At 70.4% G+C, this 23,192-nt stretch carries 21 protein-coding genes; 10 read left to right on the forward strand and 11 right to left on the reverse strand.

Features of this window, described 5'->3' with window-relative positions; all coding sequences use genetic code 11:
• Positions 1 to 296: 296 nt before the first annotated feature.
• Positions 297 to 2,099, forward strand: a complete 1,803-nt coding sequence (locus JHW41_RS17740; protein ID WP_250444097.1) for a M4 family metallopeptidase — start codon at positions 297 to 299, stop codon at positions 2,097 to 2,099.
• A gap of 136 nt (positions 2,100 to 2,235) precedes the next feature.
• Here JHW41_RS17740 and JHW41_RS17745 read toward each other — a convergent pair whose 3' ends face one another.
• Together JHW41_RS17745 and JHW41_RS17750 are read right to left on the reverse strand one after the other, a co-directional pair.
• Entirely contained in the window at positions 2,236 to 3,480 is a 1,245-nt protein-coding gene (locus JHW41_RS17745; RefSeq protein WP_250444100.1) for a DUF418 domain-containing protein, read from the reverse strand.
• A gap of 406 nt (positions 3,481 to 3,886) precedes the next feature.
• Positions 3,887 to 4,366, reverse strand: a complete 480-nt coding sequence (locus JHW41_RS17750) for an FKBP-type peptidyl-prolyl cis-trans isomerase (protein ID WP_057946794.1) — start codon at positions 4,364 to 4,366, stop codon at positions 3,887 to 3,889.
• Between the two features lie 88 nt (positions 4,367 to 4,454).
• Here JHW41_RS17750 and JHW41_RS17755 point away from each other — a divergent pair, with 88 nt between their 5' ends.
• Complete coding sequence (locus tag JHW41_RS17755) at positions 4,455 to 5,075, forward strand: C40 family peptidase (RefSeq protein WP_428995391.1); 621 nt, start codon at positions 4,455 to 4,457, stop codon at positions 5,073 to 5,075.
• Positions 5,076 to 5,397: 322 nt separating this feature from the next.
• On the forward strand, positions 5,398 to 5,976 hold the full coding sequence (locus JHW41_RS17760) for a C40 family peptidase (protein WP_078997339.1): 579 nt from the start codon (positions 5,398 to 5,400) through the stop codon (positions 5,974 to 5,976).
• Positions 5,977 to 6,186: 210 nt separating this feature from the next.
• Here JHW41_RS17760 and JHW41_RS17765 read toward each other — a convergent pair whose 3' ends face one another.
• Positions 6,187 to 6,684: an acyl-CoA thioesterase gene (locus tag JHW41_RS17765; protein ID WP_057946784.1), complete on the reverse strand. Its 498-nt coding sequence runs from the start codon at positions 6,682 to 6,684 to the stop codon at positions 6,187 to 6,189.
• The gene (locus tag JHW41_RS17770) at positions 6,681 to 7,283 is read right to left on the reverse strand and encodes an NADPH-dependent FMN reductase (RefSeq protein ID WP_250444102.1); all 603 of its coding nucleotides are present in this window, start codon (positions 7,281 to 7,283) and stop codon (positions 6,681 to 6,683) included. Before JHW41_RS17770 ends, JHW41_RS17765 begins: the two co-directional genes overlap by 4 nt.
• A 146-nt stretch (positions 7,284 to 7,429) precedes the next feature.
• Between JHW41_RS17770 and JHW41_RS17775 the strand changes: the two genes are divergently transcribed.
• Entirely contained in the window at positions 7,430 to 7,843 is a 414-nt protein-coding gene (locus JHW41_RS17775) for a hypothetical protein (protein ID WP_157490344.1), read from the forward strand.
• A 232-nt stretch (positions 7,844 to 8,075) separates the two neighbouring features.
• On the opposite strand, the gene JHW41_RS17780 is transcribed toward JHW41_RS17775, so the two are convergent.
• Both JHW41_RS17780 and JHW41_RS17785 read right to left on the reverse strand, forming a co-directional pair.
• A complete protein-coding gene (locus tag JHW41_RS17780) occupies positions 8,076 to 9,500 on the reverse strand; it encodes a M16 family metallopeptidase (RefSeq protein ID WP_250444105.1) in 1,425 nt (474 codons plus the stop codon).
• Between the two features lie 10 nt (positions 9,501 to 9,510).
• Complete coding sequence (locus tag JHW41_RS17785) at positions 9,511 to 10,917, reverse strand: M16 family metallopeptidase (RefSeq protein WP_078997336.1); 1,407 nt, start codon at positions 10,915 to 10,917, stop codon at positions 9,511 to 9,513.
• A gap of 186 nt (positions 10,918 to 11,103) precedes the next feature.
• Here JHW41_RS17785 and JHW41_RS17790 point away from each other — a divergent pair, with 186 nt between their 5' ends.
• Positions 11,104 to 11,592: an NUDIX hydrolase gene (locus JHW41_RS17790; protein ID WP_250444108.1), complete on the forward strand. Its 489-nt coding sequence runs from the start codon at positions 11,104 to 11,106 to the stop codon at positions 11,590 to 11,592.
• 122 nt (positions 11,593 to 11,714) lie between these two features.
• Here the strand turns inward: JHW41_RS17790 and JHW41_RS17795 are convergent, their stop codons facing one another.
• The 3 genes from JHW41_RS17795 to JHW41_RS17805 all read right to left on the reverse strand — a co-directional run bounded on the left by JHW41_RS17795 (position 11,715) and on the right by JHW41_RS17805 (position 14,495).
• A complete protein-coding gene (locus JHW41_RS17795; RefSeq protein ID WP_250444110.1) occupies positions 11,715 to 12,413 on the reverse strand; it encodes a hypothetical protein in 699 nt (232 codons plus the stop codon).
• A gap of 115 nt (positions 12,414 to 12,528) precedes the next feature.
• A complete protein-coding gene (locus JHW41_RS17800) occupies positions 12,529 to 13,854 on the reverse strand; it encodes a dicarboxylate/amino acid:cation symporter (RefSeq protein WP_057946777.1) in 1,326 nt (441 codons plus the stop codon).
• 191 nt (positions 13,855 to 14,045) lie between these two features.
• The gene (locus JHW41_RS17805) at positions 14,046 to 14,495 is read right to left on the reverse strand and encodes an ArsR/SmtB family transcription factor (protein ID WP_078997334.1); all 450 of its coding nucleotides are present in this window, start codon (positions 14,493 to 14,495) and stop codon (positions 14,046 to 14,048) included.
• A 332-nt stretch (positions 14,496 to 14,827) separates the two neighbouring features.
• Here JHW41_RS17805 and JHW41_RS17810 point away from each other — a divergent pair, with 332 nt between their 5' ends.
• Together JHW41_RS17810 and JHW41_RS17815 are read left to right on the forward strand one after the other, a co-directional pair.
• Positions 14,828 to 16,501 (forward strand): M12 family metallo-peptidase, encoded by a 1,674-nt coding sequence (locus JHW41_RS17810; RefSeq protein WP_250444113.1) that lies wholly within the window; start codon positions 14,828 to 14,830, stop codon positions 16,499 to 16,501.
• Between the two features lie 190 nt (positions 16,502 to 16,691).
• Positions 16,692 to 18,398, forward strand: coding sequence for an alkaline phosphatase (locus JHW41_RS17815; protein WP_250444116.1), 1,707 nt, complete (start codon positions 16,692 to 16,694; stop codon positions 18,396 to 18,398).
• 191 nt (positions 18,399 to 18,589) lie between these two features.
• On the opposite strand, the gene JHW41_RS17820 is transcribed toward JHW41_RS17815, so the two are convergent.
• Entirely contained in the window at positions 18,590 to 18,847 is a 258-nt protein-coding gene (locus JHW41_RS17820; protein WP_057946774.1) for a hypothetical protein, read from the reverse strand.
• Positions 18,848 to 19,892: 1,045 nt separating this feature from the next.
• Between JHW41_RS17820 and JHW41_RS17825 the strand changes: the two genes are divergently transcribed.
• Entirely contained in the window at positions 19,893 to 20,213 is a 321-nt protein-coding gene (locus JHW41_RS17825) for a hypothetical protein (RefSeq protein WP_250444119.1), read from the forward strand.
• Positions 20,214 to 20,244: 31 nt separating this feature from the next.
• Here the strand turns inward: JHW41_RS17825 and JHW41_RS17830 are convergent, their stop codons facing one another.
• On the reverse strand, positions 20,245 to 20,697 hold the full coding sequence (locus JHW41_RS17830) for a CopD family protein (protein ID WP_057946773.1): 453 nt from the start codon (positions 20,695 to 20,697) through the stop codon (positions 20,245 to 20,247).
• Positions 20,698 to 20,949: 252 nt separating this feature from the next.
• On the opposite strand from JHW41_RS17830, the gene JHW41_RS17835 reads away from it, so the two are divergent.
• Both JHW41_RS17835 and JHW41_RS17840 read left to right on the forward strand, forming a co-directional pair.
• Entirely contained in the window at positions 20,950 to 21,558 is a 609-nt protein-coding gene (locus JHW41_RS17835) for a class I SAM-dependent DNA methyltransferase (protein WP_250444122.1), read from the forward strand.
• Positions 21,559 to 21,871: 313 nt separating this feature from the next.
• Complete coding sequence (locus JHW41_RS17840; protein WP_250451093.1) at positions 21,872 to 23,116, forward strand: polyhydroxyalkanoate depolymerase; 1,245 nt, start codon at positions 21,872 to 21,874, stop codon at positions 23,114 to 23,116.
• Positions 23,117 to 23,192: the final 76 nt, after the last annotated feature.

Below are 23,192 nucleotides of genomic sequence, written 5' to 3' on the forward strand. Positions count from 1 at the left end.
GCCGTTCGCGTTCGCGCGCGTTCGCGCGCGACCTTGCCGCGCCGACGCGTTCGCATCATTACCAAACCGCGATATGTGACGCGCAGCGAATCGGCCTGCGCGATTGTGTGACGCGCACGACTGGATTCAGCATCGAACAAGCTCGCGCAGCGGCCTAACGTGCCCTGGCTGCTCCGGCGACGGCCTCCTTAATTCCAATCCGCCGCGCCGGCGCAGTCCGCCGTCGTCCGCGCGCATCGCGGCGCAACGGCGCGCGGCCACCTCACTTCCGTCTTGGTATCGAAGGGGAAACGCATATGCAACCGAAGATCGCCCTGCTCGGCGGCGCCATCCTGGCCGCCATCGCCGTTCTCGCCAGCCAATCCTCCAGCATCGGCGCCACCGCCGCCGCGACCGCCGGCGCGACCGCCGACGCGCGCGACGCCGCCCGGCCGAACGCCGGCGCGCAGGCCGCCGTCGCCGACGCGCACGCGGCGAATGCGCGCCATTCCTCGCCGTTCGCCCAGCTCGCCGCCGCCACCGGCGCGCGCGCGGGCAGCGAACTGGCCTCCGCGTCCAGCTCCGAAGCGCAGGCCGACGCCTCGCCCGCCGCGGCGCGCGCGCGCGGCTTGCTCGAAGGCGCCGCCGGCGATCAGCTGCATCGCGTCGCCGCCGACGGCTTCCGCGCCCGCGACATCATGATCGACCGCGACGGCACCGAGCACGTGCGCATGGAGCGCAGCTACCAGGGCCTGCCGGTGGTCGGCGGCGACTTCGTCGTGCACAGCCGCGACGGCCAACTGCTGTCGATCAGCCAGGGCGACGACATGCGCACCCTCGCCCGCCCCGCGCTGAAGCCTGCGATCGGCGCCGACCGCGCCCGCGTCGAGGCCGGCGCGGCGTTCGACGGCACCGCTTCGTCGGTGTCGCAGCCGCAACTGGTGGTGTTCGCGCGCGGCGTCGCGCCGACCCTGGCCTATCGGGTCGACGTGCGCGGCGAGCGCAACAACGACCCGGCGCCGGGCAACCTCAGCTACTTCATCGACGCGGGCAACGGCACGCTGCTGCACGAAGAGGACCACGTCCACGCCGCGGCCGCCAACGGCACCGGCAAGACCCTGACCCTGGGCAACGTCGGCATCGTCACCAACTCGGTCGGCGGCGGGTTCGAGATGACCGACCCCAGCCGCGGCAACGGCCAGACCCTCGACGCCGGCAACGGCAACAGCGCCAGCGGCACGCTGTTCAAGGACGCCGACAACGTGTGGGGCAACAACGCCACCTCCGACCGCGCCACGGCCGCCGCCGACGCCCACTACGGTGTCGCCGCGACCTGGGACTATTACAAGAACGTGCACGGCCGCAACGGCATCAAGAACGACGGCCGCGGGGTCAAGAGCTACATCCACTACAAGACCAACCTGGTCAACGCCTACTGGGACGGCTCGTCGATGCTGTACGGCGACGGCGACGGCACCACCTACCGTCCGCTGGTCGCGCTCGACGTGGCCGGCCACGAAATGACCCACGGCGTCACCGGCGCGACCGCGCGGCTGGGCTACTACAACATCAAGGACAGCGGCGGCATCAACGAGGGCATCTCCGACATCTTCGGCACCCTGGTCGAGTTCAGCGTCGCCAACGCCAACGATCCGGGCGACTACCTGATCGGCGAAGAGGTCTACATCAGCAATCCCGGCGACAAGAAGGCGCTGCGCCTGATGTTCAAGCAGGACGCCGACGGCGCGTCGAAGGTCTGCTACCCCAGCGGCGGCTTCACCGCCTCGCAGACCTACGCGCGCGGCCCGTTCGATCCGCACTACACCTCCGGCGTGCTCAACCGCGTGTTCTACCTGGGCTCGGAAGGCGCCAACGTGCCGGCCGGCTTCAACTACACCAAGGCGCAGATGGTCTGCAACGGCGACACCGCGATCGCCGGCATCGGCCGCAACAAGATGGGCGCGATCATGTACCGCGCGCTGACCCGCTACTTCGTCTCCAGCACCACCTATCCGCAGGCGCGCACCTGGACCCTGCAGGCGGCGACCGACCTGTACGGCGCCAACTCGGCCGAGTACGCCGCGCTGGCGCGGGTGTGGAGCGCGGTCAACGTCAACTGACCGCGGCGAGCAGTGGCATGCGCCGCCGCGGGGCGGCGCGACGACGGCCCGCTTCGGCGGGCCGTCGTATTGCGCGCGGATCGGCGCGGGGCCGCTTCGCCGCGCGGATCGCGCAACGCAGGTTGCGCGGATCGGCTCAGACCCGTTGTGCGTGGCCGCGCTCGACCCGCAGCGGCGGCCAACGCCGGTAGGTGTAGGCGCGCCACAGCCATTCCACCGGTCCGAACCGGAACCGGCGCAACCACCACGCGCTGAACGCCATCTGCGCGGCGAACAGCAGCAGCGCGGCCAGGATCAATGCGCTGTACGACCAGCGGCCCCATTGGCCCAGGCCGTGGCCGTACAACAGCCAGGTCGCGACCAGCGACTGGGTCAGGTAATGGGTCAGCGCCATGCGCCCGGCCGGGGCGAAGCGCAGCGGCCAGCGCGCGCCGGCCTCGAGCAGCAGCGCCACCGCGGCGATCGCCGCCAACGCCAACGGCAGGCCGCCGGCGATGTGCAGGGTCTGCGCCAGCACCGAGGACGCGGTGTACACCGCCACCGTCGGCGCCGGCTCCAGCGCCACGCTGGCCGCGGTCAGGCCGACGCCGAGCGCGCCGCCGTAGCGCAGCATCGCCTGCAGGCGCGCGCGATGGCGCGCCGGATCGGCGAGGGTGCCGCTGCGCATCAGCGCCGCGCCGATCAGGAACAGGCCCAGCGCCAGCGGCAACATCACTGCCCAGCCCGCGATCGTGGTGTCGAAGAAGAAATGCACGCGCTGCGCGGCGGCGGCGGCGTAATCGCCGTGGGCATAAGCGGCGACTTCGGCCGCGCGCTCGGCCTGCGCGCGCGCCAGTTCCCTGGCGCCGCCCTGGGGCACGCCGGGCAAGGTCAGCGATGCGGCCACCAGCAGCATGAAGCCGGTGCCCGCCAGGTACAGCGCGCAGCCCAGCGCCAACCAGGCCTCGTCGGAGAGCCGGCGCAGCGCCAGCAACGCGAACGCGCACAACGCATAGGTCACCAAAATGTCGCCGGCCCAGATCGCCCAGGCATGGACCAGACCGATCGCCGCCAGACCGACGCTGCGGCGCAGGTACACCGCGCCGAACCCGCGCCCGACCGCCTGCGCGCGCCCGAGCATGGCGGCGAAGCCCATGCCGAACAGCAGCGCGAACAGGGTCCAGGCCTTGTCGCGGATCGCCACGTAGACGAACGTCGCCAGCGCCCGGTCGCTGCCGCGCAGCGTCGGATCGATGCCGTCGTGCAACTCGTTCAACGGCCCGGCGAACGCGGCGACGTTGCTCAGCAGGATTCCCAGCAAGGCCAGCCCGCGCAGCGCATCGAGCGCGGTCACCCGCTCGGGGACGGACACGGGCGCGAGTTCGGGGACGGATGCGGTCATCGGCAAGAGGCTCTGGAGCGGGCAGCGGAAAATCGCTGCGGGTATGCGTGGCAGGGGGATGGATACGGCGGTCGGCTACGAGAGCGTCGGGCCTGAAGGCCCTCCCACAACAGCCCCGAAGGTCATCTCGCAAAAGCCCCGACCGCTGCAGCCTATGCTCGTGGTAGGGGCTTCAGCCCCGATGCCTTTCGCTCAGGTCGCCGGATCGGATCGGAAAGCATCGGGCCTGAAGGCCCTCCCACCAAAGCCCCGGCCGCTTCAGCCCATGCTCGTGGGAGGGGCTTCAGCCCCGACGCCTTTCGCTCAGGTCTCGATGCGGCACCGGATCGACCCGCCCCATAAAACGAACGGCCCGCAAGCGCGGGCCGTCCGGTATCGCCCCAGCGGCCCGAACGGGCCGCGCGGCTCAGTGGGCGTGGCCGCCGTCGCCGTGGACGTGGCCGTGCTCGATCTCTTCCGCCGCGGCTTCGCGCACTTCCACGATCTCGATCGCGAAGTGCAGGTCCTTGCCCGCCATCGGATGGTTCAGGTCGACGTCGACCACGCTCATGCCGACCTTCTGGATCGTCACCGCGCGCGGGCCGAAGTTGGTCGGCAGCACCGCCTGCATGCCCGGAACCAGCTTGGCGTCCTTGAAGTACTTCTTCGGCACGCGCTGGGTCAGGCCTTCCTGGCGCTCGCCGTAGGCCTCGGCCGCCGGCACGTCGGCTTCGAACTTGTCGCCGGCCTCGCGGCCGTCCATCGCCTTTTCCAGGCCCGGGATGATGTTGTTGTGGCCGATCAGGATCGCCAGCGGTTCGCGGCCTTCCGAGCTCTCCACGGGCTCGCCGCCCTGCTCGGCTACGGTGTAGTGGAAACGCACGACGCGATCTTTTTCGATTTTCATGGCTAGTCCGGCTGGTGGACGCGCAATGCGCGCCCGGGAAAGTAGAGGAATCGACAGCCGGGCTGCGCCGGCCGCCACAAAACGACACATGGATTGTCTTGTCGCCGCCGCCGCGAGCCGCCAAGCTATCGGCGTGACGAAGGCCGCGCATTATCCCGGCAACACCGCTCCCGCGCCAGTTCGCGGCCGCGGGCCGTTGTTGGCCGCCGCGCTGGCCCTGGCCCTGTGCGGCCTGCTCGCCGCCTGCGGCGGCGGCAAGCAAACCGTGCGCCGCACCCCGCCGCCGGCCCAGCCGACGCGGGTCTGGCCGCATGTGGCCCCGGACAACCCCGAGGCCGCCAATGCCGTGCTGATGCGCGCCTTCAGCCTGGTCGGCACGCCGTACCGCTACGGCGGCAACACCCCGGAGGGCGGCTTCGACTGCAGCGGCCTGGTCAACTACGTCTACCGCGACATGCTGGCGCTGAACCTGCCGCGCACCTCGCGCGACCTGGCCGGCTACCAGGGCCCGCGCATCGACCCGCTGCGCCTGGCCGCCGGCGACCTGGTGTTCTTCGGCAGCTCCGGCAGCGTCACCCACGTAGGCATCTACGTCGGCGAGGGCCGCTTCGTGCACGCCCCCAGCAGCGGCGGCACGGTCCGGCTGGACCGGCTGGACGGTCCGTACTGGCGCGATCATTACAGCGGCGCCAAGCGCATTCTCAGATAGTCTTGAGACAATCCTGAACAGGATTGAGGCCGCGGACCCGTCAGAAATGTGAGGAAAATCACATATCTGTTTACGGTCCTCTAACGAAATTTGAACCACACTGTCTCGTCTGGCGGGTATTGTCCTTGTCCGGTGACGACTCTGTGATTACTAAGTGACGACTTCGACCCATCGCCACAACCGCCAGACTGCCACCCCCCAAGCATCTCGCGACACCGCCCAAGGCCGACGCCCCGGCCGCCGGGCCAGCCAACGCCTCCTGCTGACCGCCGCCCTGGCGGTCTGCGCCGTTCCCGCTTTCGCCCAGTCCGCCTCCGCCGGCATGGCCTCGTCCCTGCTGCCGGGCGGCCCGTCGCTGCGCAACGACTCGGCCGACGCGCCGCAGGCCAGCGGCGGCCACATGCTGCCGGAGGCGATGACCCTCTCCGACCGCGCCCTGATGCTGGCGACCGACCTGAACCGCATGCTCGGCCAGGGCCAGGACATCCCGCTGAGCAAGACCGACCTGCCGGTCGCCGAACAGGGCCGGATCAAGGGCATGCTGCAGAAGGCGCTGGCCCTGCTGGGCACGCCCTACCGCTGGGGCGGCACCTCGCCGGACCAGGGGTTCGACTGCTCGGGCCTGGTCGGCTACGTGTTCCGCAACGCCCTGGGCATCGAACTGCCGCGCGTCTCGCGCGAGATGGCCAAGACCGGCGAAGTGATCGACCGCGACGCCATGACCGAAGGCGACCTGGTGTTCTTCGGCCGCCGCGGCCGCGTCGACCACGTCGGCATCTACCTCGGCGAAGGCCGCTTCGTGCACGCCCCGCGCACCGGCAAGGACGTGACCGTCTCGAGCCTGGACAGCGGCTACTGGAGCGGCAAGTTCATGGAAGCGCGCCGGGTCGACGGGATCTGATTCCGCGCCGCGGCTCCTGCCGCTTCGCGCATCCGACAGGCCGCCTCCGGGCGGCCTGTCGCGTTATGGGGTCTCGGTTCGCTTGCGGCTGTGGAAACGACGCGGGCTGCGGCCGCTATGCCACGCCTGCGACGCGAGCGGCTACCCCGCGGTCGCAGCTTGCGCAGCTCCTACAGCCGACATGCCGCAAGACCGCGCCCCGCGCTCCCCTCACCCTTCGTGCACGTACCGCTCCACCGTCGCTTCGATGCCCTTGCTCAGCTCCATCACCTTGAGCGCGTACTCGGCCAGGCGCTTGTCGTCGTCGGTGACCGGGGTCCACGGCGGGACCGGGGTCGGCTTGCCTTCGACCGTGTCCATCGCCACGAACACGATCACGCAGTGGGTGCACAGGCGCTCTTCGGGTTCGCCGTCGTCCAGGCCCGGGTCGCGCGCCTTGACGTCGACGGCGAAGTGCATGCTGCTGGTGCCGGTGTGGATCAGCTTGGTGTGGACGGTGACCAGGTCGCTGATCCGGATCGGGGCGACGAAGCGGATGCCGCCGACCGCGACGGTGACGCTGTACTTGCCGCTCCAGCCGACCGCCGCGGCGTAGCCGGCCTGGTCGATCCACTTCATCACCATGCCGCCGTGGACCTTGCCGCCGTAGTTGACGTCGGTCGGCTGGGCCAGGAAGCGCAGGTTCAATTCGCGTTGCTGGCCTTTCATGCGGCGGCTCCCTGCACGCGCAGGTGGCGCACGACGGCGGCGCCGACGCGGTGCACGGCCTCGCGCTGGCGTTCGTCGGAGAGCTCGCCGTAATCGTGCAGCTTGTCGCCGGCCTGGCCGACCGCGACCTGCTGCGGCACCACGATCAGGCCGAGCTTGGCCAGCGCGTCGCGCAGCACCAGCAGCGAGCGCAGCCCGCCCAGCGGCCCCGGCGAGGCGGAAACGATGCCGGCGACCTTGTCGGCGAACAGCGCGGTGCCCGAGCGGCCGTCGGGCAGCGGGCGCGAGATCCAGTCGAGGGTGTTCTTGACCAGCGCCGGCATCGAACCGTTGTACTCGGGCGTGGAGATCAGCAGGCCGTCGTGCCGCGCCATCAGTTCCTGCAGGCGGCGCGCGTTGGGCGGCATCGCCTCGGCCTCGATGTCGCCGTCGTAGACCGGCAGCGCGTAGTCGCGCAGTTCGATCAGCTCGACCTCGGCGCCGGCGGCGCGCGCGCCTTCGGCGAGCACCGGAATCAGGCGGCGGTTGTAGGAACCCGAACGCAGGCTGCCGGCGAAGGCGAGCAGGCGCGGGGGCGAAACGGTGGGGCTGGCGGACATCGACGGACTCCTGGGCTGGCGCCGGCCAATTATGCGCGAGCGATGCGTGGGCCGTGCGCGCGCGGCTCGGCGCTTGCAAGCCGGCGCCGGCGGCGCGATGCTCGCCGCGTCGCCGGCGCGCCGCCGGCTCGGCTCGGGGATGGGCGATGGGACGCACGATTCTGGCGATGATGGTCGGCGTGGCGCTGGCCATGGCGACCATGCTGTTGTTCGAGGCCGGCTACGGCCTGCTGCACCCGCTGCCGGCCGGCGCCAACGCCCAGGACCCGGCGACGATGAACGCCCACATCGCCCACGCGCCGCTGTCGGCGCTGTTGCTGGTGCTCGGCGGCTGGGTGGTCGGCGCGCTCGACGGCGGCCTGGTCGCGGCGCTGATCTCGCGCCGGCACAAGCGCATCGCGGCGCTGACGGTCGGCGTGGTGGTGGCGCTGGGCGTGGTCGCGGTGACCTCGATCTATACCCATCCGCGCTGGATGCAGATCGCCGGCATACTGCTGCCGATGCTGGCCAGCTGGCTCGGCGCGCGGATCGCGCAACGGCGCGCCGCGCCCACGCCATAACGCCTCGCGCAACGCCTCGCGCAACGCCTCGCGCAACGCCTCGCGCAACGCCTCGCGCAACGCCTCGCGCAACGCCTCGCGCAACGCCTCGCGCAACGCCTCGCGCAACGCCTCGCGCAACGCCTCGCGCAACGCCTCGCGCAACGCCTCGCGCAACGCCTCGCGCAACGCCTCGCGCAACGAAAAACCCCGGCCTTGGCCGGGGTTTTTCGCGAGGGTCCAGCGCCAGGCCTCACTTCTCCTGCTTGAACTCGCCGTACTCCTTGAGCTGCGCCTGCACCGCCTTGTAGTCGCCGACCACCACGATCGACTGGTCCTTGACGGCGTAGTACTTCTTGGCCATCGCCTGCACCTGGTCGGCGCCGATCGCGCGGATCTTCGGCACGTATTCGCCGAGGAACTCCGGCGGCAGGCCGATCAGCCAGTTGCCGGCCAGGCTGGAGGCGACCGAGCGCTGCTGCTGGTTGCCGATGAGATAACCGCCGGCGACGTAGCGCTTGGTGTCTTCGAGTTCCTGCGCCGGCACCGGGTAGTCGTTGAGGCGGCCGAACTCGTAGACGAACTCGCCCAGCGAGGCGCCGGTGACATCGTTTCGCACGTCGGCCGAGACCTGGACCATGCCGCCGCCGCGCAGCGCGGTGAGGCCGCCGCGGGCGCCGTAGGTGTAGCCCTTGTCCTCGCGCAGGTTCTGCATCAGGCGGCTGCTGAAACCGCCGCCCAGGACGATGCCGGCCAATTGCGCGGGCACGTAGTCCGCATCGGTCGCGGCGATCGCCGGGCGGCCCAGGCGCAGCGCCGACTGCACGCTGCCGTCGCGCTGCACGAACACCCGCTGCGCCGGCGCGGCGCGCGGCGCGGGGGCGACGTCGGCGACCGGTTCGCCGCTGGCCTTCCAGTCGCCGAAGGAGGCTTCGGCGAGCTTGAACGCCTGTTCGGCGCCGACACGGCCGGTGATCACCAGCAAGGCGCGGTCGGGACGGAAGCGGCGCGCGTGTTCGGCGCGGACCTTGTCGGCGGTGATCGCGTTGATCGACGCCTCGGTCGGCTGGCTGCGCGCATAGGGATGCTCGCCATACACCGCCGCCAGCAACGCGCGCGTGGCCTTGAACCCGGGCTGCGCCTGCGCGGCCTTGAGGCCCTGCAGCGCGTTGGCCTGGGCCAGCTTGACCTCGTCGTCGGGGAAGCTGGCGCCTTCGGCCACGTCCGACAGCAGTTGCAGCATCGGCGCGGCCTGCGACGGCAGCGCGTAGCCGCTGAGCACCACGCCGTCGTTGGTCGCGTTGGCGCCGATCGCGCCGCCGTAGCCCTGCGCGGTCTCGGCGATGGCCTTGGCGTCGAGCTTGGCGGTGCCTTCCACCAGCAGGCCCGCATACAGCGAGGCGAAGCCCGAGGCGTCGGCCGCGTCGGCGGCGTAGCCGGCGTTGCGCACCGCCAGCACGTAGTCCACGCGCGGCAGGCCCTGGCGCGGCACCACCCACACTTCCAGGCCGTTGGCCAGGGTCTTGCGGGCGATCTGCGGCACCGGCAGCGCCTTGTCGGGCGCCAGCGGCGGCAGGCGTTCGGGCAGCTTGGCCGCGGGGCCGGCGCTGGCCGCGCCGGCGCCCAGGCCGAGGATCAGCGCGAGCGACAGCGCGAGTGGGTTCTTCAGCAAACTCATGGCGCTCTCCTCAGTTCTTGGCCGCGGCGGGCGCGGCGGCGGCGGGCGCCGGCGCGGTCGCGGCCGGACGACGGTCGATGACGGTGCGGTTGGCCTGGGTCAGGTAGGTCTTGGCCACGCGCTGCAAGTCGGCGGAGGTCACGCCCTCGATCAGGGTCGGGATCTTGTTGACCACGTTGGCGTCGCCCCACAGCGTCTGCAGCACCGCCAGCGCGTCGGCGCGGTCGATGAAGGGCTCCAGGCCGTTGTACCAGTCGGCCAGCATCTTGGTCTTGACCCGCTTCAGGGTCGCCGCGTCGACGCCGTTCTTGGCGATGTTCGCCACTTCCTCGTCGATCGCCGCCAGCACCGCGTCGGCGCTGCTGTCGGGCTTGTACATCGCGAACAGGGTGTAGAGCGTGGGGCCGTTGTAGCTCCACGGGTCGGTCAGGCCGTACAGCGGCTCGATGTTGAGCGCGATCTGGCGCCGCTTGACCAGCGACTGGTACAGGCGCGAGGCGTCGTCGCCGGCCAGCACGCTGCCCAGCACCGCCATCGGCGCCTGGTCGCGGCTGCCGCGCGCGGGCATCTTCCAGCCCGCGGCGATCGCCGGCACCTGCGCCAGCGCGTCGGTCTGGTTGATCCGCTTCTCGGCGGTGTTGAGGCCTTCGCTGTAGTCCGGCGCCGCCGGCGTCGGCCGCCCGGCGACCGCGCCGAAGTACTTGTCGGCGAGCTTGAACGCTTCCTCCGGCGAGATGTCGCCGGCGATGCCGAGCACGGCGTTGTTGGGGCCGTAATAGTCGCGGTGGAACGACTGCACGTCGGCCAGGCTGGCGTTCTCCAGGTCCTGGAAGCTGCCGTAGCCGTCGTGGTTGTTCTCCCACTTGTTGAACGCGTGCTGGCCGATGTCGATCCACATGAAGCCGCCGTAGGGCTGGTTCTTCACGTTGACCCGGATCTCTTCCTTGACCACGTCCTGCTGGTTCTTCAGCGTGGTCGGGTTGAAGTCCAGGGTCTTCATGCGGTCGGCTTCCAGCCACAGGATGCGTTCCAGCGCGGAGACCGGGGCGACCTCGATGTAGTTGGTGAAGTCCGGGCGGGTCGAGCCGTTGTTGCGGCCGCCGCCGCCGCTGATGACCTGGTCGAACACGCCCTTGGGCGCGGCCGGGGTGCCCTGGAACATCAGGTGCTCGAACAGGTGGGCGAAGCCGGTGCGGTTCTTCGGCTCCAGGCGCATGCCGACGTGGTAGACCACGCTGACGCCGACGGTCGGCGAGCTGTGGTCGGTGGAGACGACCACGGTCAGTCCGTTGTCGAGTTTCTTGACCGCCACCGGTACCTGCCAACGGTCGCTCTCGGCGGCGGACGCGGTCGCGAACGCAGCGGAGGCGAGCGTGGTCAGGCCGGCGAGCAGCACGCAGAGGTGACGCTTGCGCATGAGGGGCTCCCTGTCCTGTCGTGGTGAACCGCGCCGGACGGCGCCGGACGCAGGTCCGCGCACATTAACCCGAGCCGCGGCCATCGGTGCGGGCCGGAAGTCACAGGGGGTGGCCGGCCGCGCTGGCCGTTGCGTCCACGATCGCCGACACTGTGCGCCTGACTTTCGCCGCGCCGATCCCCGCCCATGCCGTACACCCCCATCGTGGCCACCCTGGGCTACGTGCTCTCGCCCGACGGCCGCCAGGTCCTGATGGTCCACCGCAACGCCCGCCCCGACGACCACCAGCTCGGCAAGTACAACGGCCTGGGCGGCAAGCTCGAACCCGACGAAGACGTGCTGGCCGGCATGCGCCGCGAGATCCGCGAGGAAGCCGGGATCGAATGCATCGCGCTGCAACTGCGCGGCACCATCAGCTGGCCTGGCTTCGGCAAGCGCGGCGAGGACTGGCTGGGCTTCGTGTTCGTGATTACCGCGTTCGAAGGCGAGCCGTACGCGAGCAATCCCGAGGGCACGCTGGAATGGGCCGACCTCGACCGCCTGCACGAACTGCCGATGTGGGAAGGCGACCGCGAATTCCTGCCGCTGGTGTTCGACCGCGATCCGCGGCCGTTCCATGGGGTGATGCCCTACCGCGAGGGGCGGATGGTGTCGTGGAATTTCTCGCGGGTGTGAGCGCGGCGATTTGAGCGGAAGGCATCGGGCCTGAAGGCCCTCCCACAAGAGCCGCCGCGCTGGCCCGCTCTTGTGGGAGGGCCTTCAGGCCCGACGCTTTCGTCTCCGCCGCGACCAAGCCCTCACTCCACGCCCCGCGCCACCCGCTGCTCGATCTGCGGCCACTCCAGATCCCACAGCCTCCCGTCCCACTCCCAACCCGGCGTCGCCCAGCCGAGCGCATCGCTCGGCTCGCTCGCCAGCGCTTCGCCTTCGAAGCGCAGCGACAGCACAAGGCCCGAACGCGGCGCACGCCGCAGCAGCGCGCGCCGGCGCAGTTGCGCGTCGCCAGCGCACGCAGCACGGCCGTCGCCGGGCTTGTCGTACACCACCAGACAGCGTCCTTCGTCCACGCGCAGCAAGTGCACCGTCACGCCGGTTTCGCCGTCGCGCACGCTCAGCAGCGCGAGGAATTCGTAGCGTTCTTCATCGACCATGCCCGCGTCCAGGTCGTCCCAGTAAGCGCCGAACACCCGCCTGCGGTTTCTGCGCGCGCTGCGGGTGGCACGCAGGCTCGCCCAGATCGCGATCGCCGCCAGCAACAACGCGGCGCCCAGGCTGGCGATCAGTTCGGGCGCGACCGGGTCGGGGCCGCGATGGCCCGCGCCCCACAGCGGTTCCAACCCGCGCAGCAGGAACCACGCGGCCAGGACCAGCGCGCAGATCAGCATCGGCCAGCTCCACCACGCGCTTCGCCACGCCCCGCCGGGCGCGCCGCCGATGGCGCTCAGGCGTTGCCGCTCGGCCGGGGCCATGCGCCGCGCTTCGCTCGTTACCGGCATCTGCATCCTCCACAAAAATACCGGGCGCGACGCCCGCAACGGATCGCTCCGGCGTCATCGCGACCGTGGCGGTTTCCATGCCTGCCCCTTCCTGTGTCCGCGCCGGCGCGGCGCGTCAGCCCTTGGCTTCTTCCTCGATTCCGACGTTGCTCGACGCCGCCTCGTACACCTCGCGGTCGAGCAGGCCGGTTTCCTTCGCCACCAGCACCGGCACCAGCATCTGCCCGGTCACGTTGGTCATGGTCCGCATCATGTCGAGCACGCGGTCGATGGCGTACAGGTAGCCGATGGTCTCCAGCGGCAGGTTGGCGGCGCTGAGCACCACGGTCGCCATGATCACCGCCGTGCCGGGCACGCCGGCGGTGCCGAAGCTGCCGAGCACCGAGGCGATCAGGACGATGAAATACTGGTCGGCGGTCAGCGGCGTGCCGGTGTATTGGGCGATGAACACCGCGCACAGCGCCGGGTAGATCGCGCCGCAGCCGTCCATCTTGATGCTCGCGCCGAGCGGCGAGGCGAACGCGGCGTAATCCTTGTTGACGCCGAGGTTGTGCACGATCGAACGCATCGCCACCGGCATCGCGGCGAAGCTCGACGAGCTCACGAACGCCACCTGCATGCCCGGCGCCGCGCCGCGGAAGAACTTCAGCGGGTTGAGCCCGTGCGCCAGCAGCAGCGCGCTGTAGACCACCACGATGTGCAGCGCGCAGGCCAGGTACAGCGCCAGCACGAAGTTGCCCAGCGGCAGCAGCTTCTCGAAACCGTAGGCGCCGACCAGCGCGGCGATGAGGCCGAAGGTGCCGATCGGGGTGACTTCCAGGACGAAGCGGGTGACCTGGATCATCAGCTCGCTGGCCTCGCCGACCAGCTTGCGCACGCCGGCGACCTTCTCGCCGAGCTTGACCATGGCGAAGCCGAGCAGGCCGGCGAAGAAGATCACCGGCAGGATCGAGCCCTTGCCCGCGGCCAGCACGGTCTCGCCGGCGGCGTTCTTGGTCGCGCCGATGCCGGTCAGGGCGTAGAACGGATTGCTCGGCACCACGTCGAGCAGCACCTTGGTCACGCTGGGCACGTCGCGCGGCTTGTAGTCCGAGGACGCCGCCAGCCCGATCACCCCGCTGCCGGGCTGCAGGATCGTGCCCACCGCCAGGCCCACCGCCACCGCCAGCACCGCGGTGATCGCGAACCACAGGAAGGTGCGGCCGCCGAGCGCGGCGATGGATTTTTGCCCGTGCAGCGATGCCACCGCGTTGATCACCGCGAAGAACACCAGCGGCACCGCGATCATCTTGATCAAGGTGACGTAGAGATCGCCCAGCGGCCCGAACCAGGTTTCCGCCGCCGGACCCATCGCCCAGCCGGCCAGCGCGCCGAGCGCGAAGCCGGCGACCACGCGTTGCCAGAACGGGATGCGGAACCAGGCGGAGAACAAGGCGGTCATCGCGGGCTATCCGGGGCTGTGGGCCGACAAGGGCGGGAGGGCGGGCGCCCGGGCGGACCCGGGGGACGACACGATAAACAGCTTGGCCGCCGCGCCGACGAATCCAAGTGCATAAGCGCGCAACCAAACGTCATGACTGTGAGCCGCATCGGCAAATCGGCCCCGGCCACGCCGCGCGCGCGCCGCGGCGATCACGGGCGCGACCGGCCCGTGCGCGGCGCGGCGGCCGCGCGCTTGGACGCCGCGGCGGGCTTCGCCGCGCCTTGCGGCGCGGCCCGGGCAACGCCGGCCGGCGCGCGCGACGCGCCCTTGGCCGCAGCCGCCGGGTCGGTTTCGGCGAACAGGATCGCGCGCAGCAGGCCGGGGAAACGCTGCTCCAGATCGTCGCAGCGCAAGGTGTTGAGATACTGCGTTCCGGATTTCACCGTATGCACCAGCCCGGCCGAGCGCAGCACATCGAAATGGCGCGACAGCGTCGCCCGCGGCAACCCCAGCTCTTTTTCCTCGCTGACCCGGATGCACGACACCGGCCTGTCGCGGCTGAGCCCGCGCACCAGGGTCAGCCGCACCGGATCGGCCAGCGCGTACAGCACGGCGGTCAGTTCGATGTCGGCGGTGGCGGGGTGATGCAGGGGTCTCATGCTCACAGCTTGCTACAGGCGGCGCGCGCTCGCCATGGCTTCGATAGTTCCAAATATCGGAACTAACTTAGCACACCCGGCCGGTGCCGCGCCGCCGTCCTGTCCCTCGCGCCGCCGCGCTGTCCGTCTGGCGGCGCGTTCGCGCAATCGCGTCGGCCGCTGCGGCGGTTCCGTCGCCGGCCTCATCGCCTGAGAAAGCGCGCTCCTACACTGGCTGCTGTCGTCGGCCGCGCCGGCCCGCCGCGCCCGCGCGGCCGACGACCGATCGCCCACAGCGGCCAGCGGACCGGCCCGCGTTGGATATTCCTGACGTTTTCCAAGAGGGAAGGAAGATGAAATCACTCTGTATCGCAGGCCTGCTCCTGCTGACGATGGCGCCTGCCTGCAACGCGGCCGCCGCCGCGGTGAGTTTCGAAAGCGAACTCGACGCGCAACGCGCGCCGGCCAGCGCGCTGAGCGGACATACCCGCCGCGCCGGCCGCGCCGAAGTGCAGCTCAAGTCCGTACTCGACGCGCGCAGCGCCGGCGCCGAGCCGCTGGAACTGGCGCTGTTCGCCGATGCCAGGTTCGCGCCCTCGTTCGTGCGCTGGATCGAACACGGCAACGGCGCGGCGACCTGGGTCGGCCGCATCGCCGACAGCGAAGGCGGCGGACAGGTGCTGCTGACCATGAACGCCGAGCGCGTCTACGGCCGCATCGACGCCGGCACCGCCCAGTACGTGCTGGAAGGCCCGTTGTCGGGCAGCGCCGTGGTGCGCGAGATCGATCCCGCATCGTTCGCTTCGCGCAACCTCGCCGAAGGCATCCACCAGCCGCATCCGGGCCTGGTCCCGGCGAAGCTGGCCGCGCCCGCGCTCGCGCCCGCGCAGGCGACGGCGCGCGGCGGCGACGGCGCCAAGAGCGATGCCGAGGACGTGCTCTATCCGGTCGACGTGCTGGTGCTGTACACCGGCCGCGTCAACCAACTCCATGGCGGCGCCGCGGGCGGCCCGCCGGCACCAGGACTGGACGCCTATGTGCAGAGCCTGTTCGCCGACGCCAACCTGTCGTTCGCCAGCAGCGCCGTGCACCTGGGCGGGCTCAAGCGGGTCGCGCTGCTGCCTTCGAGCTTCAACGAACCCGCCGACGCCGGCTTCGACATCTGGAACACCACCCACGACCAGATGCGCGACAGCCTCGCCAGCTTCAGCAACCTCGACGCCTTGCGCATCCAGTACAACGCCGACGCCGTGGTGCTGCTGGTCGACGGCAACCGCATGACCGCGACCTGCGGCCGCGCCAGCGTGCCCGCGCACCAGAGCGCCTTCAGCCAGTGGCGCGAATCGGTGGCCGTGGTCAGCGCCGGCTGCGCCGCCGGCGATCGCACTTTCACCCATGAGATCGGCCACATCCTCGGCGGCCTGCACGAGGGCGAAGGCGGCGCGCATCCGCCGTCCAAGTACGCGCAGGGCTTCGTCAGCGCCGCCGGCGGCTTCCGCACCATCATGGCGATCGGCGCCGGCCTGCCCGGCGGCTGCACCACCGGCGGCTGCGCGCGCATCAACCGCTGGTCCTCGCCGTACCAGAGCTACAACGGCCATCCGCTGGGCAACGCCACCGCCGACATGGTCGAGGCGCTGCACTGGATGCTTCCGACGGTGTCGTACTACAGCAAGCGCGGCAACATCGCCGTGCCCGGCGTGGCGCAGTCGGCGACCATGCAGACCTGCCAGAACATCGGCCACGGCCCCGGCGGCGAGGTGGTGGTGACGTCCACCACCTATGCCAACTGGTCGCCGGCGCCGGGCTTGAACGAGTTCTACCAGTTGCAGACCTCCGACGATCCCAATTTCAGCCACATGATCGGCCAGCCGGTTTACGAGCTCTATCGCGGCGCGCGCACCGCCACCCGCATCGCCAATCCCGCCGTCATCAAGACCTACACCCGCCTTCGCGCCTGCAACAACGGCGTGGGCTGTTCGGTGAAGGCGGTCACCCGGCTGCCGACTTCGAACGCTTGCGACTGACGCGGCGCGAGCGGTTCGCGATACGCGGAAGGCGGCCGATGGCCGCCTTCCTTTTTCGCGCGACGCGCGTCGCGCCGCCCGCGATGCCCCGCCAGCCACGATCCGCAAAGCCCGCACCGGGCGCGGTCCTTTCGCCGTCACGCACCCAAGGCATAATCGCCGGCTTGTCCGTCCATCGCCCGGCCCGCCCATGTCCAAGCTGCGTTCCGCCTCCGTCCTCCTCGTCCCCGCGCTGCTGACCGCCTGCGCGGCCGCCGCGCCGGCCACCCGCGCCGACGCGCCCTCGGCCGGCGTCGTCATCGACGTGCCGACGATCAAGCATCCGCAGGAAGAGACCCCGGCCTGGTGGTACCGCGACGGCGCCGCCCAGGCCGCGCAGCGCGGCGCGCCGGCGGCCAAGGCCCGCAACGTGATCCTGTTCGTCGGCGACGGCATGAGCCTGACCACGGTCGCCGCCGCGCGCATCCTCGCCGGCCAGCGCAAGGGCGCGCCCGGCGAGGAGAACCGGCTGAGCTGGGAGCGCTTCCCCGCGACCGCGCTGAGCAAGACCTACAACACCGACTCGCAGACCCCCGATTCGGCCGGCACCATGAGCGCCATGGCCACCGGCGTGAAGACCCGCGCCGGCGTGCTCAGCATCGGCCAGAAGGGCGCGCGCGGCGACTGCGCGCAAGCGCTCAAGGCGCCGATGCTGACCCTGTGGGAACTCGCCGCCGGCAGCGGCCTGGCCACCGGCGTGGTCACCACCACCCGCGTCACCCACGCCACCCCGGGCGCGACCTTCAGCCACTCGGCCGACCGCAACTGGGAAAACGACATGGACCTGCCGGAGAAGGCCAAGGCCGACGGCTGCGTCGACATCGCCCGGCAGATGATCGAAAGCCCGTACGGCACCGGCCCGGACGTGCTGATGGGCGGCGGCCGCGCCAACTTCATGACCGTCGAACAGCGCGATCCCGAATACGACGACAAGGTCGGCCAGCGCCTCGACGGCCGCGACCTGATCGCCACCTGGAAGCAGCGCCATCCCGGCGGCAGCTACGTGTGGAACGCCAAGCAGCTGGCCGCGGCGCCGAAGGACCAGCCGCTGTTCGCCCTGTTCGAGCCCGACCACATGCAGTTCGAGCACGACCGCCCGCAGGACGGCGCCGGCGAGCCGTCGCTGAAGGACATGACGCTCGCGGCGATCGAGCGGCTCAAGCGCAATCCCAACGGCTACGTGCTGCTGGTCGAAGGCGGCCGCATCGACCACGCCCACCACATGGGCAACGCCTACCGCGCGCTGACCGACACCATCGCCCTGAGCGAGGCGGTCGACGCGGCCAACCAGGCGACCTCGGCCGACGACACCCTGATCCTGGTCACCGCCGACCACTCCCACACCCTGAGCTTCGTCGGCTATCCGACCCGCGGCAACCCGATGCTCGGCAAGGTGCGCGGCACCAGCGGCGAGGACGGCGACCCGAACGACTACGCCCGCGACTCGCTCGGCAAGCCCTACACCACGCTCAACTACAGCAACGGCCCGGGCTACACCGGCGCCAGCGCGCAGCAGCCCGAGGGCCCGCACACCTTCCCGCACACCGTCAGCGGCACGATGGAGATCGAGAAGGGCCGCCCGGACCTGACCAAGGTCGATACCGAGGCGCCCGACTACATGCAGGAAGCGCTGGTGCCGACCAGCAGCGAGACCCACGGCGGCGATGATGTCGGCATCTGGGCGCGCGGCCCCGGCAGCGCGGCGGTGCGCGGCAGCGTCGAGCAGAACACGATCTACCACTTCCTGCTGCAGTCCATGCCCAAGCTGCGCGCCTCGCTGTGCGCCAAGGGCGATTGCGACACGCACCAGGTGCCGGTGACCCTGCCCAAGCCCGACGACTTCAAGAGCGCGCGCTGAGCCGCGCGGGCGCCGGCCGGTCGGTCGGCGCCGAGACAGAACCTACGGCGGCCCGTGCGCGGGCCGCCGTTTTTTTTTGCGCGCCGAAAGCCAGCGCCGGCCGCGGCCTCGATCCGGCCCGCCCGCGCGGCCCAGATCCAGCGCGCGGGCGCCGCGCGCATCGGCGTCGCCGGTGCGCGCCGCATCGCCGATCAGGAATAGATCCGGACCAACCTGATCGCCACGCCGATCAACTGCAGCGTCGTCGGCAGCAACAACGCCAGCACGAACACCAGCGGCCCCAGGTTCTTGAGGACGTTGCGATAACCGGCTTGGTACGTGAACGCCATCGACACGGCCACGATCCACCACACCTCGACGTCCTCTTTCCGGCCCGACGGCCCGAACAGCGACTGCCAGGCGGCGGCGTACATCGCGATGGCAATGAGCGCCAGGACGATCAACATCATCCATCGCTCTTGCTTGGGAGTAAAAGTCAACATCCTTTGTTCGCATCCGCCAGGGCGATGGGGCCGGCGCTGAAGCCGGGTTCGCCGCGCGCGGGCGGCGAGGCGGCCATTGTAGGGCGCGTCGTCGTCCGGCCGGCGCTTGCGGCCGGCGGCGGGCGAAGACGGCGGACGGCAGCCGATCGCGCCGGCCGCGCGGCGCGGTGCCGCGGTCGCGGCTTGCCCGCGTTCGGTGCGGAGCCGCTGCGGCCCATCTGAGGTGCGGCGCCACGCGCATGATCCGGACAAACGACCGCCTCCCTCGCGAAGGCTCCGGCTCCGATCTCCAACGCGTGGGATCCGATCTCATGGCGCGTGTCCGCAGCCTTGTTCGCCGCCTGCGTGGACAGCCGAACGAGTTCGGCGGCCCCTGCCCCGGCTTTTTTGGCCCGCGACCGCCCCCAGCCGCGCTTCTCACCGATGGCGAAAATTTGACCAATCCTTGCGAACCCTTGCGGCATAAGGCGTGGAACCCGATTCCACGGCGAGTGTCCGCAAGCTTGTCCACAGGCGGTGTGGACAGCTGCGCGGCTCATGCGCCGCGCGCGACGCGCCGGCTAGGCGATGCGTGGCGATCCGTCAAGCCGACGCGATTTTCGCCGTTTCCGGCGACTGGCCAAAATTTAGCCAAACTTGCGCAGGCCTTGTCGCATAAGGCGTGAAACCCGATTCCACGGACAGTGTCCGCAAGTTTGTCCACAGGCAATGTGGATAGCGCCGCGCCGGAAATCCGCTTGCGCAGCGCGCGCCCGGCCGACGGCGTCGCGGTTCGCCCTGGATTTGCAGGCCTTCCCGAGCCTGGACAAAAACTGTCCAAAGTCGCGAAAGCCCCGCCGCACAAGGCGTGAAACCCGATTCCAAGGCAACTGTCCGCATGGTTGTCCACAGCGCGTGTGGATAGCGCAGCGGCGTCGCGCGGAGTGAGAAACCCGACGCGGCCCGCGCGTGGAACCCGTGAAACTGCCGTGCAAAGCCAGGTCGGCGCGCTAGCCCCCAGCGTGGACAAAAATTGATCAATTTCGCGAAACGCTTGCGGCGCAAGGCGTGGAACCCGATTCCACGGCGTCTGTCCGCATGCTTGTCCACAGGCGCTGTGGAAATCGAGGCGGCGCGCGAAGCGACAGCAAAGGCAAAACGGGTTTCGGCATCGCCAGCAACCACAGCGCTCCCCTCCCGCCGCGCCGAAATCGCAGCGCAGCGACTGCAGGAGCGGCGCGAGCCGCGACCGCGGATCCGCGGCTACGACGGCAAGCGCGATGTCGCGGTCGCGGCTCCGCCGCTCTTGCAGGGGCTTAAAAGCAAAACCCGGCTGGGAGGCCGGGTTTCGTGATGTGGCGGCGGAGCTTCGTGGCTTCGGTTACTCAGAACGGCTTGGCCAGCACCAGCCACACGATCGCGATCAGGGCCAGCAGCGGCAGCTCGTTGAACAGCCGCAGCGTGCGCGAGGACGGCAGCGCGCGGCCTTTGTCCAGGCCCTTGATCCAGCGGCCGGTGAAGCTGTAGTAGACCAGCAGCGCCACGACCAGGGTCAGCTTGGCGTGCAGCCAGCCGCCGACCGCGAACATCTGCGGCAGGCCGTCGCCGAACACGCGGTAGCCCTGCCACATCAGCAGGCCGCACAGGAACGCCAGGCCGAACATGATGTGGCCGAAGCGGTAGAGCTTGCGGCCCATCAGCGCCAGCCGCGCGCGCACCGCCGGCTCGCCTTGGCTCTCGGCGATGTTGACCAGGATCCGCGGCAGGTAGAAGACCGCGGCCATCCAGGCGATCACGAACACGAGATGGAAGGTCTTGGTCCACAGATAGGCGTTCATCGCTGGCTTCCCGATACGAAACAGGTGGCGGTGCTGGGGCGCGGGCGGATCGCTCCGGACGTCGCTGGCGGCGCGGCCGGCAAGCGCGGGCGCCGCGCCCGCGCCGGCCGGCCGGCTGCGAGCGCTGCGAACCGGCGTAGCGGCCTCGGGCGCGCCCTGGCGCGCTAGGATGCCACGTTCCACGCAGCCCCAGCGCCCGGCCGCCGTCTCCGCAGGCGGCGCGCGGACGCCTCACCGAACGGCCGACACCGCATGAGCAAACACTACGACCGCGACTACTTCCAGCGCTGGTACCGCGATCCCGCGCTCAAGCACGAGGCCATCGGCGGCGCCGCGCGGCTGGCGCGCAAGGTCGCCTTGGCCGTGGCCGCCGCCGAGTACCACCTGGAACGCCCGATCCGCAGCGTGCTCGACATCGGCTGCGGCGAGGGCCCGTGGCGCGCGCCGCTGCTGAAGCTGCGTCCGCGCCTGCAGTATCTCGGATTCGACTCCAGCCAGTACGCGGTTGCGCGCTTCGGTCGCACCCGCAACCTGCACCTGGCCCGCTTCGGCGATTTCGAATTCCTGCGCCCGTGCGCGCCGGTCGACCTGTTGATCTGCAGCGACGTCATGCACTACCTGGACACGCGCGAGCTCGATCGCGGCCTGGCCGGCGTGGCCGAGCTGTGCGGCGGGGTGGCGTTCCTCGAAACCTTTACCCGCGAGGACGGGATCGAAGGCGACACCGACGGCTTCAAGCGCCGGCCCGCGAAGTTCTACCGCGAGCGCTTCGCCGCGCACGGGTTCCAGGCGCTGGGTTCGCACCTGTGGCTGGGGCCGGCGCTGGCGGGCGGGACGGCGGCGTTGGAGACCTCGGGCTGAGGCCGAAGATCGTCGCTGGCGTAGCGGTGGCGTCGTAAGCGCGATGGCGCGGTCGCGGCTCGCGCCGCTCCTACAGGGGCGGCCGCAGCTTCGGTCCTGACGGTAGGCGCTGCGCAAGCTGCGACCGCGGGGCAGCCGGTCGCGCCGAAAACGTGCCGAAACGGCCTCATCTCACACCTATCAGCGACCGCAACCGCGGTTTCACGCGACGGCCATCGCAATCCGCTATGCTGCGCCGCAGCAAATCGTTGCCGCCGGTTGCGTTTACCCTCTCCCGCCAGCCCTGCCCGCCACTGAGAGTCCGACCCGAATGCTGCTCTATCAGATGCACGAACTCGGCCGCGCCTGGATGGCCCCGATGACCTACTGGGCCGACGCCGGCGCCAAGATGTTCGCCGCGCCCGGCAGTTGGCTGTCGACCCTGCCCGGCGCCTCGCGCGTGGCGGCCGGGTGCGAGCTGCTCTACCGCATCGGCAAGGACTACGAAAAGCCCGAATTCGGCATCCATTCGATCCAGATCGACGGCAACGCCTATCCGGTGATCGAGCGCGAGATGGCGCGCAAGCCGTTCTGCCGGCTGCTGCGCTTCAAGCGCTACGCCGACGACGCCGGCAACATCGCCGAGCTCAAGGACGATCCGCCGGTGCTGGTGGTCGCGCCGCTGTCGGGCCACCACGCCACCTTGCTGCGCGACACCGTGCGCACCCTGCTGCGCGACCACAAGGTCTACATCACCGACTGGATCGACGCGCGCATGGTGCCGAACGAGGAAGGCGCCTTCACCCTCGACGACTACATCGGCTACATCCAGGACTTCATCCGCCAGATCGGTGCCGACAGCCTGCACGTGATCAGCGTCTGCCAGCCGACCGTGCCGGTGCTGGCGGCGGTGTCGCTGATGGCCGCGCGCGGCGAACCGACCCCGCGTTCGCTGGTGATGATGGGCGGCCCGATCGACACCCGCGAGAGCCCGACCCAGGTCAACGACCTGGCCGAGCACAAGCCGCTGTGGTGGTTCGAGAACAATCTGATCCACCACGTGCCGGCCAACTTCCCCGGCCGCGGCCGCCGCGTCTACCCGGGCTTCCTGCAGCACAGCGGCTTCGTGGCGATGAACCCGGAGCGGCATTTCCAGTCGCACTGGGATTTCTACCAGGACCTGCTCAAGGGCGACCTGGAAGACGCCGAATCGCACCGCCGCTTCTACGACGAATACAACGCCGTGCTCGACATGCCGGCCGAGTACTACCTCGACACCATCCGCGTCGTGTTCCAGGAACACCTGCTGCCGCGCGGCCTGTGGGACGTCGCCGGCGAACGCGTAAACCCCGGCGCGATCAACAACACCGCGCTGCTGACCATCGAAGGCGAGCTCGACGACATCTCCGGCCAGGGCCAGACCCGCGCCGCCCACACCCTGTGCACCGGCGTGGCCGAATCCCAGCGCCAGCACATCACCGTCGACGGCGCCGGCCACTACGGCATCTTCAGCGGCCGGCGCTGGCGCGAGCAGGTGTATCCGCAGGTGCGCGACTTCATCGCCCGCTACGCGGCCTGAGCCGCGCGGCCGCAACGAGAAAAGCCCGGCCATGCGCCGGGCTTTTTCGTTGCGGCCGCGATAAAGCCGGCCCCCC

The organism is Lysobacter enzymogenes, assembly GCF_023617245.1.
GTDB lineage: Bacteria > Pseudomonadota > Gammaproteobacteria > Xanthomonadales > Xanthomonadaceae > Lysobacter > Lysobacter yananisis.

Excerpts from the sequence above, each read along its gene's own strand:
- JHW41_RS17740 (WP_250444097.1), top strand. The coding sequence starts at position 297 with ATGCAACCGAAGATCGCCCTGCTCGGCGGCGCCATCCTGGCCGCCATC.
- JHW41_RS17745 (WP_250444100.1), bottom strand. The coding sequence starts at position 3,480 with ATGACCGCATCCGTCCCCGAACTCGCGCCCGTGTCCGTCCCCGAGCGG.
- JHW41_RS17750 (WP_057946794.1), bottom strand. The coding sequence starts at position 4,366 with ATGAAAATCGAAAAAGATCGCGTCGTGCGTTTCCACTACACCGTAGCC.
- JHW41_RS17755 (WP_428995391.1), top strand. The coding sequence starts at position 4,455 with ATGGATTGTCTTGTCGCCGCCGCCGCGAGCCGCCAAGCTATCGGCGTG.
- JHW41_RS17760 (WP_078997339.1), top strand. The coding sequence starts at position 5,398 with ATGGCCTCGTCCCTGCTGCCGGGCGGCCCGTCGCTGCGCAACGACTCG.
- JHW41_RS17765 (WP_057946784.1), bottom strand. The coding sequence starts at position 6,684 with ATGAAAGGCCAGCAACGCGAATTGAACCTGCGCTTCCTGGCCCAGCCG.
- JHW41_RS17770 (WP_250444102.1), bottom strand. The coding sequence starts at position 7,283 with ATGTCCGCCAGCCCCACCGTTTCGCCCCCGCGCCTGCTCGCCTTCGCC.
- JHW41_RS17775 (WP_157490344.1), top strand. The coding sequence starts at position 7,430 with ATGGGACGCACGATTCTGGCGATGATGGTCGGCGTGGCGCTGGCCATG.
- JHW41_RS17780 (WP_250444105.1), bottom strand. The coding sequence starts at position 9,500 with ATGAGTTTGCTGAAGAACCCACTCGCGCTGTCGCTCGCGCTGATCCTC.
- JHW41_RS17785 (WP_078997336.1), bottom strand. The coding sequence starts at position 10,917 with ATGCGCAAGCGTCACCTCTGCGTGCTGCTCGCCGGCCTGACCACGCTC.
- JHW41_RS17790 (WP_250444108.1), top strand. The coding sequence starts at position 11,104 with ATGCCGTACACCCCCATCGTGGCCACCCTGGGCTACGTGCTCTCGCCC.
- JHW41_RS17795 (WP_250444110.1), bottom strand. The coding sequence starts at position 12,413 with ATGCCGGTAACGAGCGAAGCGCGGCGCATGGCCCCGGCCGAGCGGCAA.
- JHW41_RS17800 (WP_057946777.1), bottom strand. The coding sequence starts at position 13,854 with ATGACCGCCTTGTTCTCCGCCTGGTTCCGCATCCCGTTCTGGCAACGC.
- JHW41_RS17805 (WP_078997334.1), bottom strand. The coding sequence starts at position 14,495 with ATGAGACCCCTGCATCACCCCGCCACCGCCGACATCGAACTGACCGCC.
- JHW41_RS17810 (WP_250444113.1), top strand. The coding sequence starts at position 14,828 with ATGAAATCACTCTGTATCGCAGGCCTGCTCCTGCTGACGATGGCGCCT.
- JHW41_RS17815 (WP_250444116.1), top strand. The coding sequence starts at position 16,692 with ATGTCCAAGCTGCGTTCCGCCTCCGTCCTCCTCGTCCCCGCGCTGCTG.
- JHW41_RS17820 (WP_057946774.1), bottom strand. The coding sequence starts at position 18,847 with ATGATGTTGATCGTCCTGGCGCTCATTGCCATCGCGATGTACGCCGCC.
- JHW41_RS17830 (WP_057946773.1), bottom strand. The coding sequence starts at position 20,697 with ATGAACGCCTATCTGTGGACCAAGACCTTCCATCTCGTGTTCGTGATC.
- JHW41_RS17835 (WP_250444122.1), top strand. The coding sequence starts at position 20,950 with ATGAGCAAACACTACGACCGCGACTACTTCCAGCGCTGGTACCGCGAT.